Source organism: Vibrio anguillarum, assembly GCF_003390515.1.
GTDB lineage: Bacteria > Pseudomonadota > Gammaproteobacteria > Enterobacterales > Vibrionaceae > Vibrio > Vibrio anguillarum.
The window spans coordinates 2,708,515-2,726,577 of the sequence record NZ_CP031479.1; the positions used below are offsets into that span (position 1 = coordinate 2,708,515).

Consider the following 18,063-nt stretch of genomic DNA (forward strand, 5'->3'; position numbering starts at 1 on the left):
GTCGGTGCCTTTTGTGCTTTTATGCTTTTATGCTTTTATGCTTTTATGCTTTTATGCAATAGTTTTATGAATCAATGGTTTTATGAATCAATGGTTTTATGAATCAAGGTCTTGTTGAACCAACCTTTAGTCGTATTCAACATTAAACAGCGCTTCCATGTTCAAGCCTTGTTTAACCAAGATCTCTCTCAAACGACGTAGGCCTTCCACTTGAATTTGACGAACTCGTTCACGGGTTAAGTTAATTTCGCGGCCTACCTCTTCTAAGGTGGACGGTTCATAACCTAATAGCCCAAAACGGCGTGCAAGTACCTCTTTTTGTTTTGGGTTCAGTTCATCTAACCAATTCAGTAGTGATTCACGGATATCATCATCTTGCGTAGAAATTTCAGGATCAGAGTTGTTCGCATCTGGGATAATATCGAGTAGTGCTTTGTCACCATCGCCGCCAATCGGTGTATCAACAGAACTGATACGCTCGTTCAGACGCAGCATTTTACTGACATCTTCTACTGGCTTATCCAGTTGGAACGCAATTTCTTCTGCGGTAGGTTCGTGATCTAACTTCTGCGATAGCTCGCGAGCCGTGCGAAGGTAGATATTCAACTCTTTAACGACGTGAATTGGCAAACGGATAGTGCGCGTTTGGTTCATTAATGCACGTTCAATGGTTTGACGGATCCACCAAGTAGCATAGGTTGAGAATCTAAAGCCACGTTCTGGATCAAATTTTTCTACCGCACGAATCAAGCCTAAATTACCCTCTTCAATTAGATCGAGTAAAGCTAAGCCACGATTACCATAACGGCGAGAAATTTTAACGACCAAACGTAAGTTACTTTCGATCATGCGTTTACGAGCAGCTTCATCGCCTCTCAGTGAACGACGAGCATAAAGTACTTCTTCTTGAGCTGTTAATAATGGAGAAAAACCAATCTCGCTAAGATACATCTGTGTTGCATCTAAGCTTTTTGTTGACGCATCAAATCCTTCTTTGGCATCTTCGATTTGAACATCGTCATCGCTTTGGCTTTTAGTGGTGGTGAGTTCTTCATCAACCTCAATCGAATCCATGATCTCTTGGTCTTCAAACTCTTCGACTTTCGTTACTGCATTGCTGATACTCATAGCGCCTCCCCCTGGCGAGCTAGCAAGACATTACTACTTTCTAATGTCGCTACATGACTCTTTCAAGTATGTTTACGGTAAGTAGCGTTTTGGATTCACCGACTTACCTTGATAACGAATTTCAAAGTGTAAACGAACACTGCTGGTTCCTGAGCTGCCCATGGTTGCTATTTTTTGGCCAGCTTTAACACTTTGTCCTTCTTTTACCAGTAACCGATCGTTATGAGCATAAGCACTGAGGTAGTTATCATTATGTTTAACAATCACAAGATTGCCGTAACCTCTTAATGCATTTCCCGAATAGACAACGGTTCCTGCAGCAGTTGATAAAATGGATTGACCACGCTGTCCTGCGATATCGATCCCTTTATTTCCTTGATCGCCTGCTGAAAAGTTTTTAATTATTCTCCCTTGTGTCGGCCATAACCATTTTGAAACTTTATCATCTTTTGGTTTAGCAAAGGTTACATTAGCATTAACATTTTGCTTACCTTTTGAATCAACATACTCTTTTGATTTCGATTGTTCAACTACCTTAGGAGGATCTTTCTTTGCGACTTTGGTCGAAGAACTTGCGGCATTAGATCCACTATTTTGATTAGAGTTTTTACTCACTCCGTCTACAACCATTGGGGGGGAAACTAAGCCAGCCATTGCACTCGAAGGGGTTGCAGCCACAATGACTTCTGTTACACCACTACCACCGTAAGCAGGAGGCGTGTAATTGGGGATCCATAATTTGAGTTTTTGACCGGGATGAATGGTGTAAGGTTTTTTTAAATTATTGAAACGGATCAAGTCGTTTACATTTTTATCTGTGACATAAGATATAAAATAGAGCGTATCGCCTTTTTGCACTTCGTAAAAACTGCCGCGATAACTACCACGAGGAATGGCATTATAGTCTTTATTGAGCCCAGAAACGGGTGCAGGTGTATGAGCAGCACATCCGATAAGGACGCTACTAATTAGCACCATTATTACTCTGTTTCTTAGGTTACTCATCATCACTAAGCTAAATCACCGGCAACTAAAGGAACAAAACGCACCATCTCAATGGTGTTAGAAATAAAATCATCGCCTTGGCGAACTATTTTCAATAACTGCTGCTCACTGCTGCCGACAGGGATCACTAAACGGCCACCTTCCGCAAGCTGATCAAGCAGCGCATTTGGGACAAATTCAGCTGCCGCCGTAACAATGATCGCATCAAAAGGAGCTTTAGCATCCCAGCCCAACCAGCCATCACCATGCTTAGTGGAGACGTTATAAATATCAAGTTGCTTTAAACGACGCTTCGCATCCCACTGTAATGACTTGATCCGTTCAATCGAATACACATGCTCAACCAACTGGGCAAGCACAGCGGTTTGATAACCCGATCCTGTGCCAATTTCTAAGACCTTACTCTGCGGCTCAAGTTCTAAAAGCTGCGTCATTTTTGCCACAATGTAAGGTTGTGAAATCGTTTGTCCTTGGCCTATCGGCAACGCGTTGTTGTCATAGGCTTGATGCATCATCGCCTGAGAAACAAAGCTTTCTCTTGGCAAACAATGAATGGCATCCAAAACGGTTTGATCTTGGATACCATTCGCGATCAGAAATTCAATTAATCTGTCGGCATGTGGATTGGCCATTACCCTTTTTCCTTCAACCAGTTATCCATACTTGGCAGTGACTCATGAGCCGTGAGATCAACCTGCAACGGCGTCAAGGAGACATAACCATGCTCAATCGCATAGAAATCAGTCCCTTGCCCTGCATCTTGCTCTTTACCCGGAGGACCTAACCAATAAATATCATGCCCACGAGGATCTTTCTGCTTAATCATACTTTCTGCGTGATGGCGAGCACCTAAACGCGTCACTTGAATACCCGCTAACTCCTCAAATGGACGATCTGGTACGTTCACATTCAATAATCGATTGGTTGGGATCGGGGCATTGAGATGCTGTTCGACCAACTGACGTGCTATCTGGGCTGCCGTAGTAAAATTAGCCGTCCCGACCAGTGAAAACGCGATCGCTTGCACCCCAAGAAAGTGCCCTTCCATCGCCGCCGCAACCGTGCCCGAATAGAGCACGTCATCGCCCAAATTCGCACCATGATTGATGCCTGTCAGCACCAAATCAGGCAGATCATCTTTGAGCAGTTCATTGAGTGCAAAATGCACACAATCGGTTGGTGTGCCTTGCACTGAATAGGTATTGGGTGCAATGAAATCCACACGAAGCGGCTGCTCTAATGTCAGCGAATTGGAGGCTCCTGACCGATTACGATCCGGCGCGACAATCACGATCTCGGCGAGATCCGCCAGCGCGCGTGCTAGGGTATTTAAACCTTGCGCGTATACACCATCATCATTGCTTAATAAAATCTTCATCGAGTTTTTTCCTTAGAACTCGCGTTCAACCGCTATCTCTTCAACCAATTCGCGAATGACTGAGGTAGCAAAACTTCCTGCATCTAAATCAAAACGTAACGTCACATTGTCTTGTTCAACTGTCCAAGAAAGATTCTGAGGCTTAAGCATCAGCGCCCGGCGCTCATGACGCATACGATTGCTGCGGATCAGTGCCATCAAGTCAGGTTCAGCATCAAGGTGAACTTGTTCTAAATCTAAAGCCTCACCTTGCGTCGGTAGTGCGTTATCGCCCGCCAAAGCAGCACTTATTTGCACTTCATTCAATGCCAGTTTGTTATTGAGATCGGTAAGATTCGCCAAGGTAACTAAGGTCGTTTTCTCTCCCTCAAGTGCGATATCTCCTTCGATAAATTGGTGTAACTTATCTTGCTCGATACGGGCAGAGACAATTTGGTTGAAAATCCACGAACGGGCCGCCGAAAGATACAAACTGCGCTGATTTTGGTTACGTGAACGCACGTTCTCTTTTCCCCAGCGACGCGCTTCACTGAGGTTATTGCCGTGATTGCCAAAACGTTGGCTACCAAAATAATTAGGCACACCGTGCGTGGCGATGTGCTCTAATCGCGTCACTACTTCGGCGGTGTCGGTGACTTCAGAAAGCGTGATTTCAAAATGATTGCCGACTAAATCTCCGGGGCGCAACTTTTTATTGTGACGCGTAGTTTCCAGAATTTCGATGCTCGGATATTGAGCCAAAAACTCGGTGAAATCTGGCGTCTCACCTTTTGGTAAATGTACACTGAGCCACTGCTGCGTAACCGCATGACGATCTTTCAGACCAGCCCAACTCACATCTTTTGATTTCACACCACATGCTTTAGCCAATTCATTGACCACAAAACTGGTATTTTCACCAGTTTTACGAATATGAACCATTAAGTGTTCACCACTTCCTGCCAGTTCGAATCCTAAGTCTTCAATCACTTTAAAGTGCTCTGGCTTGGCTTTTATTTTGGCTTTAGCGGCTGGTTTACCACAAAGGTAAGCCAATGAAGATAATATATCTGACATGTTTTCATCCGTCGCTGACGCGAGTTGGCGGTAATAATAAAAACAGCGACGCATGAGCCGCTATTGCGCGTTACTGAGCGTGCCATTCGTTGGCGGAAGTCCATCAATAACGTGTTTTTACATAGAAGGAGAGGCAAGTGAATTGCCATTACCTCTTCAATTTGCTGGGTCGTTTTATTAAAGCAATATTATGCTTTGATCAACCGTGCATTTAATCTGTAGTACATTTGATCAATAAGACAACCGCTTCGCAAGCAATACCTTCTTTGCGCCCAGTGAAACCAAGGCGCTCGGTTGTGGTTGCTTTGACGTTAATATTATCTAGCGTCGTTTCAAGATCTTGCGCAATGGCAGCGCACATCGCTTCAATATACGGCGCCATCTTCGGCGCTTGCGCGATAATGGTGACGTCGGCATTGCCTAAACGGTAGCCTTGCGCTTTCACACGGCGATAGACATCTTTCAATAATTCACGGCTATCTGCCCCTTTCCATTTATCATCGGTATCGGGGAAATGGCGGCCAATATCACCTGCGGCAATCGCGCCAAGCAGCGCATCACTTAAAGCATGCAAGGCGACATCACCATCGGAATGAGCAATTAAGCCTTGCTCATAAGGAACGGCAATTCCCCCAATGATGACTGGGCCTTCACCGCCAAATTTATGAACATCAAAACCGTGGCCAATTCTAATCATGGTTATTTCCTATTGCGGCTAGTGAAGAAGTACGACCTAAATAAAACTCAGCTAAAGCGAGATCTTCGGGTTGTGTAATTTTGAGATTATCCGCTCGCCCAGCGACCAACGCTGGATGTAACCCTTGCCACTCCATTGCGGATGCTTCATCGGTGATGGTGACTTGCTGATCTAACGCGTCCGACAAAGCCTCAAAAAGCGGCTTGGCTCTAAACATCTGGGGGGTGAGTGCGTGCCATAATGCGACGCGATCAACGGTATGATCAATGTTGTTTTCGCCATCAGCACGCTTCATTGTGTCTCGAACAGGTGCAGCTAAAATCGCACCTACTGGATGCTCTTTAGCTGTCGTAATCAATCGGTCAATATCTGCAAAAGTAAGACAAGGCCGCGCTGCATCATGCACGAGAACCCATTCACCTAGGGAATTAGCTAAAACATATTGCAGCGCCGAGAGCACCGAGTCGGCTCGCTCTTGACCACCGCTGACGCGAATAACATTGGGGTTAGTGGCTAATGGCAGAGCAAAATAGTAAGGATCATCGTCACTGACGGCGACAACAACGCGATCAATATTAGGGTGCGCGAGCAGCGTCGCTATTGTGTGTTCGAGAACGGTTTTGTTGTGTATGGTTAAATACTGTTTCGGACGATCTGCTTGCATTCGGCTGCCAACACCAGCAGCCGGTACAATCGCGGTAAGAGAAAGCGTACTGTGCGGCATTTATTGACTATCCTCACCGACCAATCGATAGAAAGTTTCACCTGCTTTTATCATTCCTAATTCATGACGCGCTCGCTCTTCAATCGCGTCCAATCCTTGTCGTAAATCATCAATTTCGACGAACATTTCCGAATTTCGTAGCGTTAGGTTTTCGTTTACTTGTTGCTGCACGTCAATTTCATCGACAATGGTTCGATAATCAGCAATGCCATTTTTACCGAGCCACAAATCGTACTGTAATAAACCGAATAATAACGCCAATGTCACCGCAAAAAGTCGCATCACATCTATAACCATTCAAAACGTTCACTATGAAAGAGAACGTAAACGATAAACAAAGCGTGCTGTTTAAAAAAAGTGACGCTCTAACACAGCACGAAAATGATGGCTATTTATACCACAAGCCTTTATTTAACTCATCATTAGGAACGCAAATAAGCCGCCACCCAGAATTAAACGGTAAATGACAAACGGAGTCATACCCATTTTAGAAATCAGTTTTAAGAAGAAATGGATACAAATATAAGCACTGATAAAGGAGGTCAGGATACCCGTTGTTAAGAAACCAAAATGCACAGGTTCGCCACTGGTCACCAGCTTTAACCCTAAATAGCCACCCGCCAAAACAATGATAGGAATCGACATCAAGAAAGAAAAACGCGCGGCCGCTTCACGAGTAAAACCAAGATACAACGCCGCAGTGATGGTCGCTCCTGAGCGAGAGGTACCGGGGATCACCGCAACTGCTTGTGCCAAACCAATCATCAGCGATTTTTTCCAATCGGCTTGGTATTCATCATCCGCTAATGGAGCGTTTTTATCGACATACCACAGTAATAGACCAAAAATAATAGTGGTGGTTGCTATCACCCAAGCACTGCGTAGGTAGAGTTCAACAATATCTTTCATAAAAAAGCCGAAAATACAGGCAGGAATGGTTGCTAGTACGATCATCCATGCCAGTTTCGATTCTTTACTGCGCTCGCCTTTAAAAATCGAGGCAAAAAAAGCGCGCAGTAAAGTCACGACTTCTTTCCTAAAATAGATAACCACGGCAGCTAATGTGCCGACATGCACCGCCACATCAAAGGCAAGACCTTGATCTTCCCAGCCTAAAATGGCTGAAGGCAAAATTAAATGGGCGGAGCTGGAGATAGGTAAAAATTCGGTTAAGCCTTGAATCAAAGCCAAAAAAAACGCTTCTAAATAACTCATTACTGACTCTTATTAATTAATGTCGAACCAAAGTTTGACAGGGGTGAGCGATTCTAAGTTGATCGCCTGTTGCCATATTTGACGCACACTACGACCATCATTGGGAACGATCCGTTCCGGTGACAAATCGTAAAGTGGTTGTATGACAAATGGATATTTAAAGATATCACTGCGTGGCAGTTCAGGATCTTGCGCTGAAATTTCTTCACCAAACAAGATGATATCGAGATCTAAGGTGCGATCTTGAAATTTTTTCGCCTGCGGGTCGCGCCCCCATCGAGCTTCAATCGCTCGAAGTTGCGCCACGAAATCACTCAACGAAAGCCTTGTTTCCAGCGCAACAACTAAATTATAAAAGGCCGCACTATTGAACCCAACCGATGCACATTCGTAAATGGTCGAGATCTGTAGATGATTTCCGATGGTCGACAATTCCTCGATGGCCGCTTCGGTATGTTTGCGTCTTTCAATATTAGAACCGACGCCAACATAGACCGCCGTCATGCATGGCCTCGTTCAATGATAACGCCAACACTGGATGCCTGTGCTACCGCGCCGGGCTTTGCTAAGCGAATTTTAACCCAAGGAACAGAAAAACGCTGCATCAGAAGCTCTGCTACTTCTTCTGCAACACGCTCTACCAATAAAAAGCGACCATTTTCAATATGTGCGATCACCGCTTGACTCACTTGTGCGTAGTCTAATGCATCGATCACATCATCACTTTTACCTGCAGGTTGATTGTCGTGCGCCATTTCGATGTCGAGCACCAACTTCTGCTTAATCTCTTGTTCCCAATCATACACGCCAATAGTCGTGATTACCGTCAGCTGCTCAATAAAGACTTTGTCCATTTTTGCGTCTCTTCCTCTAGAGGTCGGATACCCTAATTACGTAAAAAATCGTACTATTTTGCCTAATCGCGATATCATATACCCAAACTGAGTCGAGATGCGAAATCCAAAACATTTTTTTGCTTTTCATCATGGTTAACAATGGCTTGTGAACTTGCTTTAGGGCATTTCCACTGCAGAGGTACTTATGACACCACTCGCACTGATAATGATCATTTCTGCCTATTTACTGGGTTCGATCTCAAGTGCGGTGTTGATCTGCCGTTTATTACGCCTGCCCGATCCTCGCAATATGGGCTCAAATAACCCCGGAGCAACTAACGTATTACGCATTGGTGGAAAAAAAGCCGCCATCGCGGTACTGCTGTGTGACATGCTCAAAGGTACTATTCCCGTATGGGGCAGCTACTATTTGGGAATTGACCCCATTCTATTGGGCCTAGTCGCCATCGCCGCTTGCCTTGGCCATATGTATCCTATTTTCTTTCATTTTAAAGGCGGAAAAGGTGTTGCAACAGCACTGGGAGCGATCGCACCGATCGGTTTAGATCTCACCGCACTTATCATATTGACTTGGGTCAGCGTTGCATTTTTATTTCGCTATTCATCCTTAGCGGCTTTGGTTACCGTGCTGCTCGCTCCGTTCTACACTTGGTTGATCAAACCGCAATATACCTTACCGGTAGCGATGCTGTGCTGCCTTATCGTGTTTCGTCATCACCAAAATATTAAACGGTTATTGGCTGGCACTGAGCCGAAAGTGGGTGAGAAAAAAACACTTGGTTCTTGAGCTAGCTTGGATGATGGATAAACCCGCTTGCAAATAACGTCAATGACGAATAAGCAAAAGGCCTCTTACGAAGCCTTTTTTGATTAAGCATGACCCGGTAATTAGAGAAGACTAGCTAAGCGCTTTTTTCAAGAAACGGGTCAACATGGCGGTAACGTATTCAGGTTGCTCTAAGTTACTGATATGTCCAGCATTAGCAATAACCTCTAACTCACTGCCGTGAATGGCATCATTCATTAAGTAAGCCTCAAGAGGCGGACGAGGCATATCTTCAGCGCCAGCTGCAATCAGCACTGGCAACCTCAATTGCTCCACCTCTTCAATCATGTCACGACGACCGAAGATCATTTTCCCCAACCGAGCCACTTCCACCGCTTGTTGACCAGTAAGCGCCGATAAATGTTGCTTGAATCCAGCCACTAATGCCGGAGCTTGCTGCTCGCCATCTTTTGCAAAAAACATCGGTACAACTGCATCAACAATCGGTGCTGGCACTTGCTGCATCGCCGCAATCGCATCGAGCATGGCAAAATATTTTGTATGGCTGACTTCAGGCTCTAGACCAACAAAGGTATCCATCATCACTAATGATTTCACGCGTGCAGGCGCAAGAACGGCTAACTCAGCCCCCCACATTCCGCCTACAGAAAGACCAATGATAGAAAACTGCTCAATCGATAAGTGGTCCATCAAAGCCAAAATATGCTGAGCATAATCTTTCAGTGTATTCATGGATGACGGTGCAAAATCTGACTGACCATGCGCCCATAAATCAGGCACGATACAGCGGTAGTGTTGACTCAACGCTTCCACCTGAGGTGCCCACATTGCGCTATCCCACAGATAACTGTGACCGAAAACAAGCACTTCACCTTGCCCTTGATCCAAATAACGCATCTGGCAATCATCAATAACAAATGTCTTCATTGTGAATCCAATATTAGTAAAGTAGGTTGGCATTGTAGCATTGATATGAGCGATAACAGCTCAGAGCAGAATGTAAGCAATGGCTAATTAAAATCAATACAGAACGCCACAGAAACGGAAGTACCAAAGAACAAAACGGCCTCTAAAAAGAGGCCGTTGCGACACCCGCTAAATAATGGATTTAAGTTGATCAATCGGCCAGCGAGGTGTTGCCTGCACCGCTAAATCGACTGTTTCACCATTTTTTAAACGCTGCATACCCGCATAAGCAATCATTGCACCGTTGTCGGTACAAAACTCAGTACGCGGGTAATACACTTCGCCACCAATTTTTTTCGCCAGTGCGCCAAGCTCTGCGCGTAACTGCTTATTGGCACTCACGCCACCGGCAATAACAATGCGTTTCATGCCAGTTTGCTCAAGGGCGCGTTTGCACTTAATCACTAAAGTGCCACACACCGCCTCTTGAAAGGCATACGCAATATCCGCTCGGGTCTGATCATCATTCTCATTAGCTGCAATCGTATTGGCTGTAAATGTTTTTAAACCAGAGAAACTCATGTCTAACCCTGGTCGATCCGTCATCGGACGCGGAAACTTAAAACGCCCTGGCGTTCCTTTTTCAGCCAAACGAGCCAACAATGGCCCCCCGGGATAATCAAGCCCCATCAGCTTCGCGGTTTTATCAAACGCCTCACCGGCCGCGTCATCAATAGACTCTCCGAGGATCTTATATTCACCAATCCCTTTCACCTCTACCATCATGGAATGACCACCGGAAACCAGTACGGCCACAAACGGAAACGGAGGCGGATTATCTTCAAGCATCGGAGCTAAAAGGTGCCCTTCCATATGGTGAACAGGCACCGCTGGCACACTCCACGCATAAGCCAAACTACGGCCAATCGTCGCGCCAACAAGCAGCGCACCCACTAAACCAGGACCTGCGGTGTAAGCCACGCCATCAATATCCGCAGGCGTCAAATTCGCTTCAGCCATCGCTGCTTTTATCAGTGGAATGGTCTTTTTAACATGGTCTCTAGAAGCAAGCTCCGGCACCACACCGCCGTAATCGGCGTGCAGTTTTACTTGGCTGTACAATTGATGAGAAAGTAAGCCTTTCTCTTCGTCATAAATGGCGATGCCAGTCTCGTCACACGAGGTTTCAATACCAATAATGCGCATAATTTTCTCAGCACGCTTTCATCAACAATTGGAAATGGCCACCATGTTACCCCGCCTTGGCTCCGTAAACAAATTTTGTACAGACTATAATCGACAAAGTGCTTTACAAAGCTATTGCGATCGGATTAAAATTCCGCACCATTTTTGATCAAGCTGATAACCGAGCAAACAGACAAGAAATCTTGTGGTTTAAGCCTCAAAATATCAGCGTTAACGAATAACCCCTGAGGTGAAAGGCATATGCCAATAGTTAAAGTACGTGAAAACGAACCGTTCGATGTTGCATTACGTCGTTTCAAGCGCTCTTGCGAAAAAGCAGGTATCCTTTCTGAAGTGCGTCGTCGTGAGCACTATGAAAAACCAACTACCGTTCGCAAACGCGCTAAAGCAGCAGCTCAAAAGCGTCACGCTAAGAAGCTAGCTCGCGAAAACGCACGTCGCGTTCGCCTGTACTAATAACCTTTTTCCATTAAGGAACGAGAGTTATGGCTCTAATTGATATCCTCAAAGAAGAGCAAAAATTAGCGATGAAAGCCAAGGATAAAGTACGCCTTGGCACTATTCGTTTAGCCTTATCCGCGATCAAACAACGAGAAGTCGACGAGCAGATCACTCTGAACGACGACGATATTCTTGCTGTGATGGTAAAAATGGTTAAACAGCGTCGCGACTCTGTCGCTCAATATGAAGCTGCCAATCGTCAAGATCTCGCAGATGCAGAGCAAGCAGAAATCACTATCCTTGAGGCATTTATGCCTCAGCCGTTGAGCGATGATGAAGTGAGCGCATTAATTGATGATGCGATCACCCAGTCCGCTGCTGCTGGCATGCAAGACATGGGGAAAGTGATGGCTGTCTTGAAACCGCAAATTCAAGGGCGTGCAGATATGGGTAAAGTCAGCGGATTAGTTCGAACTAAACTCGCTTAAATGCCCGCATCAAATTGCATCAAGCCGTGCTATCCTCTGGAGCGCACGGCTTGTTTGTATCTAATCATTCGTTTTAATCTTTTCTTTTAGGTTTTATGGCAGGACACATCCCTCGCAGTTTTATTGATGATCTCCTTGCTCGACTTGATATTGTCGACATCATAGACGCACGTGTGAAACTTAAGAAAAAAGGTAAGAACTACGGTGCTTGCTGCCCATTTCATAATGAAAAAACGCCCTCATTTAGTGTAAGCCAAGAAAAACAGTTCTATCACTGCTTTGGTTGTGGCGTGCATGGCAACGCCATCGACTTCATGATGGAATATGAACGCCTTGAATTCGTCGAGGCCATCGAAGAATTGGCTTCTTTTGTGGGGCTAGAAGTTCCCCGAGAGCAACGCTCTAGTGGCCATTTCTCATCAGCCCCTAAAGCCAATAGTGAAGAAAAACGCACCCTTTATGACTTAATGGGCAGCATTGCGCAGTTTTACCGCAACCAACTCAAAGTTCCGGGTAATCGTCATGCCATCGAGTATCTGAAAGATCGCGGTCTTTCTGGCGAAATCGTGCAGAAATTTGGTATTGGCTATATCGCTGACGAATGGGATTTAGTGCGCAAAAACTTCGGTCAGCAACAAGAAAGCCAAGAGATGCTCGTCACTGGCGGTATGTTGATCGAAAATGACAAAGGCAACCGCTACGATCGTTTTCGTGGACGTATTATGTTTCCCATTCGCGACCGCCGCGGACGAGTGATCGGCTTTGGTGGACGCGTTACGGGTGATGGAACGCCAAAATACCTGAACTCCCCAGAAACCCCCATTTTCCATAAAGGTAAAGAGCTGTATGGCCTATACGATGTCATGCAAGCCTATCGTGAACCCCCGCAAATATTAGTTGTTGAAGGTTATATGGATGTGGTGGCACTGGCGCAATATGGAGTGGACTACTCGGTTGCTTCGCTAGGAACCTCAACTACTGGCGATCACCTGCAACTGCTTTTTCGCCAAACCAATACGGTGGTCTGTTGCTATGATGGTGACCGAGCAGGGCGAGAAGCGGCGTGGCGCGCACTGGAAAATGCGTTGAGTTATCTCAAAAGTGGCAATATTCTTAAATTTCTGTTTTTACCTGACGGTGAAGACCCAGATAGCTACATCAGAACCCATGGAAAAGCGGCCTTTGAACAGTTAGTGCAAGATGCTGAACCCCTATCCAAATACCTATTCACCAACCTACTGTCACAAGTTAATGTCGGTAATAACGAAGGGAAAGCGGCGCTTGAGGCGCTGGCACTACCACTGATTAATAAAGTGCCAGACACATCTCTACAAGCGCAATTGCTCAAAATATTAGGGCAAAAAACTGGGATTTATAAAAAGCCATCACTGCCAGAATCAGACAAACACCGCTCACAGCCACACAAAGAGCTCAAACGCACACCGATGCGTGAAGTGATCGCTTTGCTTATTCAAAATCCAAGCTATGCTGAAATGGTGCCTGATATTTCCAGCGTTCAATCCTTGCCCATACCCGGTTTAAGTTTATTAATTGAGGTACTTGAGAATTGTCAAGCGTACCCCAATATTACTACAGGCCAATTGCTTGAACACTGGCGCGGTAATAAAAACGAGACCCTTCTGTCTCGCCTCGCAAGTTGGGAAATTCCACTTGTTGAAGACAACCAAGAAGAACTATTTTTAGATTCATTGGACAAAATATTGGCTCAATGCATCGAAAAGCAAATTGAAAACCTGCAGGCAAAAGAAAGAAGCGTCGGTTTATCAGCCGAAGAGAGACGGGAGCTTCAAGACTTAATGAAAGACTTGAAAGCGTAACCCAGTTTAAATAGTCAGCAATGAATAAATTTGTTAGTATATGTGGTTTGCATTTCGCATACTAATTCCTTCACCAGATATGAAGTTGGATACCGTCTATGGATCAAAATCCGCAGTCACAGCTAAAACTACTTGTCATTAAAGGCAAAGAGCAAGGCTATCTGACCTACGCCGAAGTAAATGACCACCTACCAGCAGAAATCGTAGATTCCGAGCAGGTAGAAGATATCATTCAGATGATCAATGACATGGGCATTAAGGTGGTAGAAACTGCCCCTGATGCCGATGATCTTGCTCTAAATGATGACAACGCAATCACCGATGAGGATGCTGCCGAAGCTGCAGCCGCTGCATTATCCAGTGTAGAAAGCGAAATTGGTCGTACTACCGACCCTGTGCGCATGTATATGCGCGAAATGGGTACCGTAGAACTGCTGACTCGCGAAGGTGAAATTGATATCGCTAAGCGTATTGAAGATGGTATTAACCAAGTTCAACGCGCAGTGGCTGAATATCCAGGCACCATTCCATACATCTTAGAGCAATTTGACAAAGTTCTTGCTGAAGAACTTCGTTTAACAGACCTGATATCAGGTTTTGTTGATCCTGACTCAGATGCAACGAACGCCCCAACAGCGACCCATATCGGTTCAGAGCTTGCTAGCGCTGACCTTGCTGATGAAGACGATCTTGATGATGACGACGATGACGACAGCGAAGATACTGACTCTGAAGAAGATGCAGGAATCGACCCTGAGCTTGCGCTAGAAAAATTCACCGAACTACGCAACAAGTATCAAAATCTTCAACTCGCGAAAAATGAGCATGGCTATGACAGCAATAAAGCCGCCCAAGCCACCGAGTTGATGTTGGATATTTTCCGTGAATTCCGACTCACGCCAAAGCAATTTGACTACCTAGTCAACAAGCTTCGCACCTCTATGGATCGCGTTCGTACTCAAGAACGTCTGATCATGAGAGCTGCGGTCGAATACGGTAAAATGCCTAAGAAATCATTCATTGCCTTATTCACTGGCAATGAATCAAGCGATGCATGGTTAGATGAAGTACTCGCTTCAGAAAAACCTTATGCAGAAAAAATCAGACAGCAAGAAGAAGACATTCGTCGTTCAATTCATAAATTGAAAATGATCGAAGAAGAAACGTCTTTGAATGTACAAAACATTAAAGACATCAGCCGTCGCATGTCTATCGGTGAAGCGAAAGCTCGTCGAGCGAAAAAAGAGATGGTTGAAGCAAACTTGCGTCTGGTTATTTCTATCGCGAAGAAATACACCAACCGTGGCCTGCAGTTCTTGGATCTTATCCAAGAAGGTAATATCGGCCTGATGAAAGCGGTAGATAAGTTTGAATACCGCCGTGGTTATAAGTTCTCAACTTACGCCACTTGGTGGATTCGCCAAGCTATCACACGTTCAATTGCAGACCAAGCACGTACTATTCGTATTCCAGTGCACATGATCGAAACGATCAACAAACTGAATCGAATCTCACGTCAGATGCTGCAAGAGATGGGCCGTGAGCCTCTGCCAGAAGAATTGGCAGAACGCATGCAAATGCCAGAAGATAAAATTCGTAAAGTACTGAAAATTGCTAAAGAGCCAATCTCTATGGAGACACCTATCGGTGACGACGAAGATTCGCATCTTGGTGACTTTATCGAGGATACAACCCTTGAACTACCACTTGATTCTGCTACGGCCACCAGCCTAAGAGCAGCGACTCGTGACGTTCTTGCTGGCCTAACCCCTCGTGAAGCGAAAGTACTGCGTATGCGTTTCGGTATTGATATGAATACAGACCATACGCTAGAAGAAGTTGGTAAGCAGTTTGACGTAACGCGTGAGCGTATCCGCCAAATTGAAGCGAAAGCACTGCGTAAACTGCGTCACCCAAGCCGCTCTGAAACATTGCGCAGCTTCTTAGACGAGTAATCGCAACCTATCCAATCTAAAAGGTGAGCACAAGCTCACCTTTTTTGTATCTCATAGTTTAAGTGGATAAAAACTAAGCGCATTTACCCTATTTTGCGGGTAGACACTCATAACTCCATCCCCTATAATCACACACCTAATTTGGCCCCTTAGCTCAGTGGTTAGAGCAGTCGACTCATAATCGATTGGTCCCCAGTTCAAGTCTGGGAGGGGCCACCACTTTCTCTCCGATAACATCCGTCAAAACCTACAAAGCCAATTAAATCAATACGTACCAAATTATTCAGCATTCATAGTCTCTTGTGACATCAATGATTTAATGTACCATCGAATGTACTAACGGCTAAATATCGACTGTTCTGGTGGTACATCATGGCGAAAAGAATACCCCTTAGCTAACACTCAAGCCAAACAAGCTAAAGAATCTAGAGTCCATCCTACCCAACATGGGGTGAGCGCCTCTAGGATTATTGGCTTGTGACTAAATCGAATAATCGAAAACGATGATCTCTTCGAGCAAAGGACGAAAGACATCCTTTAGCACGTTATGCTCTGGATGAGGTAGGTAATTTTGGCGTGCTTGCTCATCGGTAAATGTCATTAAAACGCTGTGGGTATAACCTTGGTTTTTGCCTTCAGGGCTGTCGTTCACGCCCCACTCAACGGCAGCGACCCCCTCGATTTTCTCTGGCATGGCTTCAAACAGCGACTTGAGCTGTTGGATGTTGGCAGGCTGAGCTTGTGGTTTGAATTTGATTAATAAGATATGGCGGATCATTGTTCGCTCCGTTTCTGTCCGTAGAATTTCTTTTCATAAAGAGGGATAACGCTGGCTCACTGGTGCTAAAGGTGCTGCGCTTAAAACAATAAAGCGGCACTCAAGGTTTGAAGCGCCGCTTTATTGATTAAATGGGCTACAACCTTAACCAATATTGACTGATGAACCACCAATAATTACGCCACCGCAGTCAACGGCATCGCCGACTCGCGCGGCGGGCTTGCCATCAATCATAACGCTACCCGAGCCCCCTTTAATTGCACGTGGGTGGCTTGGGTTTTGCGGCTTATCATGAGGCTCTAGCGGGTCGCCCTGCCTTGCCACTGCTTTGCCATCAATTTTTACCGTCGGTGACCCAGCGGTGATCGGCGTCGGAGGAAAACCATCATGATCGGATCCGATATCTCCTACTAATGCACCATTTGCCATTGATTTGCTCCTTAATAAAGGTGACTTTTTCTACTTTAAACTTAATTTCAAACGAAACTAGTGCGCGAATGAATCTCTACTAACACGGCAATCTTAAGTAAGTCCCAAACACATTCATCAATCAAGCTCAGCCTTACAATTCCGACCATACTGCAGAGTAAATACTAAATAACTCACTAGATCTTACTTGGCCATCGCCAGATTCAATGCATCAATGTGCAAAAATATCCAACTTTGGCCCCGTATCTGGCTGATTTTTTTGCTGCTCTGCGATTCTTTTCAGAGTTTGCTGATATTCTTCATCACTCATATCACGCCAGCATCGCGGATTGCGCCCAGTTTGCTTATCATAGGCGGCGGTGGTTGGGTCTCTTTCACGTGCAGGCTCAAGCACTAAAATATCAGGCATCGGTTGGCTGATATCCATATAACGTTGAATCATATTCCACAACCGATAATACTCTGCCACCATCTCATTACTGCCGATCAGGTTGCCAATCGGTACTCCAACCGAATAATCATGATAGCGATGCACCAACATCAGGTTGTAATTTAAGTGCCCTTGTGGACTAGGGGCGGACATCAGCACGCAATCAAACTCAATAAACGGATGGCTAAAACGCTCTTTATTACCTTTTTTAAACAGTGTCACCATGCCGGTTTGGCGATTAAGGCTATAGACTCGCTTACTTTTTAAAAAGGGCGCCAGAAAAAGGTGCCCAGCACTCACCAATTTAAAATGGCCATAAATAAGTAAACAAGGAAGTGTTGTATACAAAGTAACAGTGCCAAAATCGCCAGCCCAATCCTTCCATCCATACGGTCCAAATAACATGGCAGAAATCATGATCAGGTAAAGAAGCGGTAAGAAAAAAAATAATGCGACTTTAGCTAAGCCTACAATAAATAGGTACAACTGAGTCCAATTCGAAAAAGTTTCACTATTTAAACGTTCTTCATTCCAATAAGGCGATTTTCCTTCTTCTTTCTCGATCCTCTGATGATATGAAGGTGTAATCTCCCCAGCCAAAGAGAGAGCAATGGTCTCATTGGCTTTAGTAAAAGGAAATACCTGCCCTTTGGTTAAGACGCGCCGTAAAAAACCTTGCGCCTCTTTAGGCGGTTGGAGGATTAATTGCTCTGAGTTATAAGCCATTATCATTCCTAATGTTTTT

General features: G+C 45.1%; 21 protein-coding genes and 1 tRNA gene. 6 read left to right on the forward strand and 16 right to left on the reverse strand.

The genetic code is table 11. The annotated features are described in order from the left end of the window. Window positions 1-126 precede the first annotated feature (126 nt). The 11 genes from rpoS to folB all read right to left on the reverse strand — a co-directional run bounded on the left by rpoS (window position 127) and on the right by folB (window position 8,057). Entirely contained in the window at window positions 127-1,128 is a 1,002-nt protein-coding gene (rpoS, locus tag DD616_RS15475; protein WP_017047531.1) for an RNA polymerase sigma factor RpoS, read from the reverse strand. Between the two features lie 72 nt (window positions 1,129-1,200). Further along, entirely contained in the window at window positions 1,201-2,133 is a 933-nt protein-coding gene (gene nlpD, locus DD616_RS15480; RefSeq protein WP_208872334.1) for a murein hydrolase activator NlpD, read from the reverse strand. 5 nt (window positions 2,134-2,138) lie between these two features. Continuing rightward, window positions 2,139-2,765 (reverse strand): protein-L-isoaspartate(D-aspartate) O-methyltransferase, encoded by a 627-nt coding sequence (locus DD616_RS15485; protein ID WP_013857716.1) that lies wholly within the window; start codon window positions 2,763-2,765, stop codon window positions 2,139-2,141. Beyond that, window positions 2,765-3,511: a 5'/3'-nucleotidase SurE gene (gene surE / locus DD616_RS15490; RefSeq protein WP_017046714.1), complete on the reverse strand. Its 747-nt coding sequence runs from the start codon at window positions 3,509-3,511 to the stop codon at window positions 2,765-2,767. The genes DD616_RS15485 and surE overlap by 1 nt, the downstream gene beginning before the upstream one ends. Before the next feature lie 12 nt (window positions 3,512-3,523). Beyond that, window positions 3,524-4,621: a tRNA pseudouridine(13) synthase TruD gene (gene truD / locus DD616_RS15495; RefSeq protein WP_017048938.1), complete on the reverse strand. Its 1,098-nt coding sequence runs from the start codon at window positions 4,619-4,621 to the stop codon at window positions 3,524-3,526. Window positions 4,622-4,778: 157 nt separating this feature from the next. Further along, window positions 4,779-5,264, reverse strand: a complete 486-nt coding sequence (gene ispF / locus DD616_RS15500) for a 2-C-methyl-D-erythritol 2,4-cyclodiphosphate synthase (RefSeq protein WP_013857718.1) — start codon at window positions 5,262-5,264, stop codon at window positions 4,779-4,781. Continuing rightward, window positions 5,257-5,988, reverse strand: a complete 732-nt coding sequence (gene ispD / locus DD616_RS15505) for a 2-C-methyl-D-erythritol 4-phosphate cytidylyltransferase (RefSeq protein ID WP_208871890.1) — start codon at window positions 5,986-5,988, stop codon at window positions 5,257-5,259. The genes ispF and ispD overlap by 8 nt, the downstream gene beginning before the upstream one ends. Beyond that, entirely contained in the window at window positions 5,989-6,270 is a 282-nt protein-coding gene (gene ftsB, locus DD616_RS15510; protein WP_026028366.1) for a cell division protein FtsB, read from the reverse strand. 129 nt (window positions 6,271-6,399) lie between these two features. Then, window positions 6,400-7,203 (reverse strand): undecaprenyl-diphosphate phosphatase, encoded by an 804-nt coding sequence (locus tag DD616_RS15515; protein WP_013857720.1) that lies wholly within the window; start codon window positions 7,201-7,203, stop codon window positions 6,400-6,402. A gap of 12 nt (window positions 7,204-7,215) precedes the next feature. Further along, window positions 7,216-7,707 (reverse strand): 2-amino-4-hydroxy-6-hydroxymethyldihydropteridine diphosphokinase, encoded by a 492-nt coding sequence (gene folK, locus DD616_RS15520; RefSeq protein ID WP_208871891.1) that lies wholly within the window; start codon window positions 7,705-7,707, stop codon window positions 7,216-7,218. Next, window positions 7,704-8,057 carry a bifunctional dihydroneopterin aldolase/7,8-dihydroneopterin epimerase gene (gene folB / locus DD616_RS15525; RefSeq protein WP_017046709.1) on the reverse strand — a complete coding sequence of 118 codons (354 nt, stop codon included), beginning with the start codon at window positions 8,055-8,057 and terminating at the stop codon, window positions 7,704-7,706. Before folB ends, folK begins: the two co-directional genes overlap by 4 nt. A 187-nt stretch (window positions 8,058-8,244) precedes the next feature. Here folB and plsY point away from each other — a divergent pair, with 187 nt between their 5' ends. After that, on the forward strand, window positions 8,245-8,847 hold the full coding sequence (gene plsY, locus DD616_RS15530) for a glycerol-3-phosphate 1-O-acyltransferase PlsY (protein WP_017047525.1): 603 nt from the start codon (window positions 8,245-8,247) through the stop codon (window positions 8,845-8,847). Window positions 8,848-8,958: 111 nt separating this feature from the next. On the opposite strand, the gene DD616_RS15535 is transcribed toward plsY, so the two are convergent. Beyond that, window positions 8,959-9,807: an alpha/beta fold hydrolase gene (locus DD616_RS15535; protein ID WP_047688239.1), complete on the reverse strand. Its 849-nt coding sequence runs from the start codon at window positions 9,805-9,807 to the stop codon at window positions 8,959-8,961. 135 nt (window positions 9,808-9,942) lie between these two features. Then, window positions 9,943-10,959, reverse strand: a complete 1,017-nt coding sequence (tsaD, locus tag DD616_RS15540; RefSeq protein WP_208871892.1) for a tRNA (adenosine(37)-N6)-threonylcarbamoyltransferase complex transferase subunit TsaD — start codon at window positions 10,957-10,959, stop codon at window positions 9,943-9,945. 240 nt (window positions 10,960-11,199) lie between these two features. Between tsaD and rpsU the strand changes: the two genes are divergently transcribed. From rpsU to DD616_RS15565, 5 genes are all read left to right on the forward strand, one after another. Then, window positions 11,200-11,415, forward strand: coding sequence for a 30S ribosomal protein S21 (rpsU, locus tag DD616_RS15545; RefSeq protein ID WP_004396009.1), 216 nt, complete (start codon window positions 11,200-11,202; stop codon window positions 11,413-11,415). A 29-nt stretch (window positions 11,416-11,444) separates the two neighbouring features. Continuing rightward, entirely contained in the window at window positions 11,445-11,888 is a 444-nt protein-coding gene (locus DD616_RS15550; RefSeq protein ID WP_010318215.1) for a GatB/YqeY domain-containing protein, read from the forward strand. 95 nt (window positions 11,889-11,983) lie between these two features. Further along, window positions 11,984-13,726 carry a DNA primase gene (gene dnaG, locus DD616_RS15555; RefSeq protein WP_208871893.1) on the forward strand — a complete coding sequence of 581 codons (1,743 nt, stop codon included), beginning with the start codon at window positions 11,984-11,986 and terminating at the stop codon, window positions 13,724-13,726. Between the two features lie 98 nt (window positions 13,727-13,824). Further along, the gene (gene rpoD / locus DD616_RS15560; protein ID WP_013857727.1) at window positions 13,825-15,681 is read left to right on the forward strand and encodes an RNA polymerase sigma factor RpoD; all 1,857 of its coding nucleotides are present in this window, start codon (window positions 13,825-13,827) and stop codon (window positions 15,679-15,681) included. A gap of 143 nt (window positions 15,682-15,824) precedes the next feature. Then, window positions 15,825-15,900: transfer RNA gene (locus DD616_RS15565), tRNA-Ile, on the forward strand. A gap of 262 nt (window positions 15,901-16,162) precedes the next feature. On the opposite strand, the gene DD616_RS15570 is transcribed toward DD616_RS15565, so the two are convergent. From DD616_RS15570 to DD616_RS15580, 3 genes are all read right to left on the reverse strand, one after another. Then, the gene (locus tag DD616_RS15570) at window positions 16,163-16,459 is read right to left on the reverse strand and encodes a Dabb family protein (protein WP_208871894.1); all 297 of its coding nucleotides are present in this window, start codon (window positions 16,457-16,459) and stop codon (window positions 16,163-16,165) included. A gap of 144 nt (window positions 16,460-16,603) precedes the next feature. Next, the gene (locus DD616_RS15575; protein WP_064624360.1) at window positions 16,604-16,888 is read right to left on the reverse strand and encodes a type VI secretion system PAAR protein; all 285 of its coding nucleotides are present in this window, start codon (window positions 16,886-16,888) and stop codon (window positions 16,604-16,606) included. Window positions 16,889-17,099: 211 nt separating this feature from the next. Further along, window positions 17,100-18,044 (reverse strand): hypothetical protein, encoded by a 945-nt coding sequence (locus tag DD616_RS15580; protein ID WP_208871895.1) that lies wholly within the window; start codon window positions 18,042-18,044, stop codon window positions 17,100-17,102. Between the last annotated feature and the right edge of the window lie 19 nt (window positions 18,045-18,063).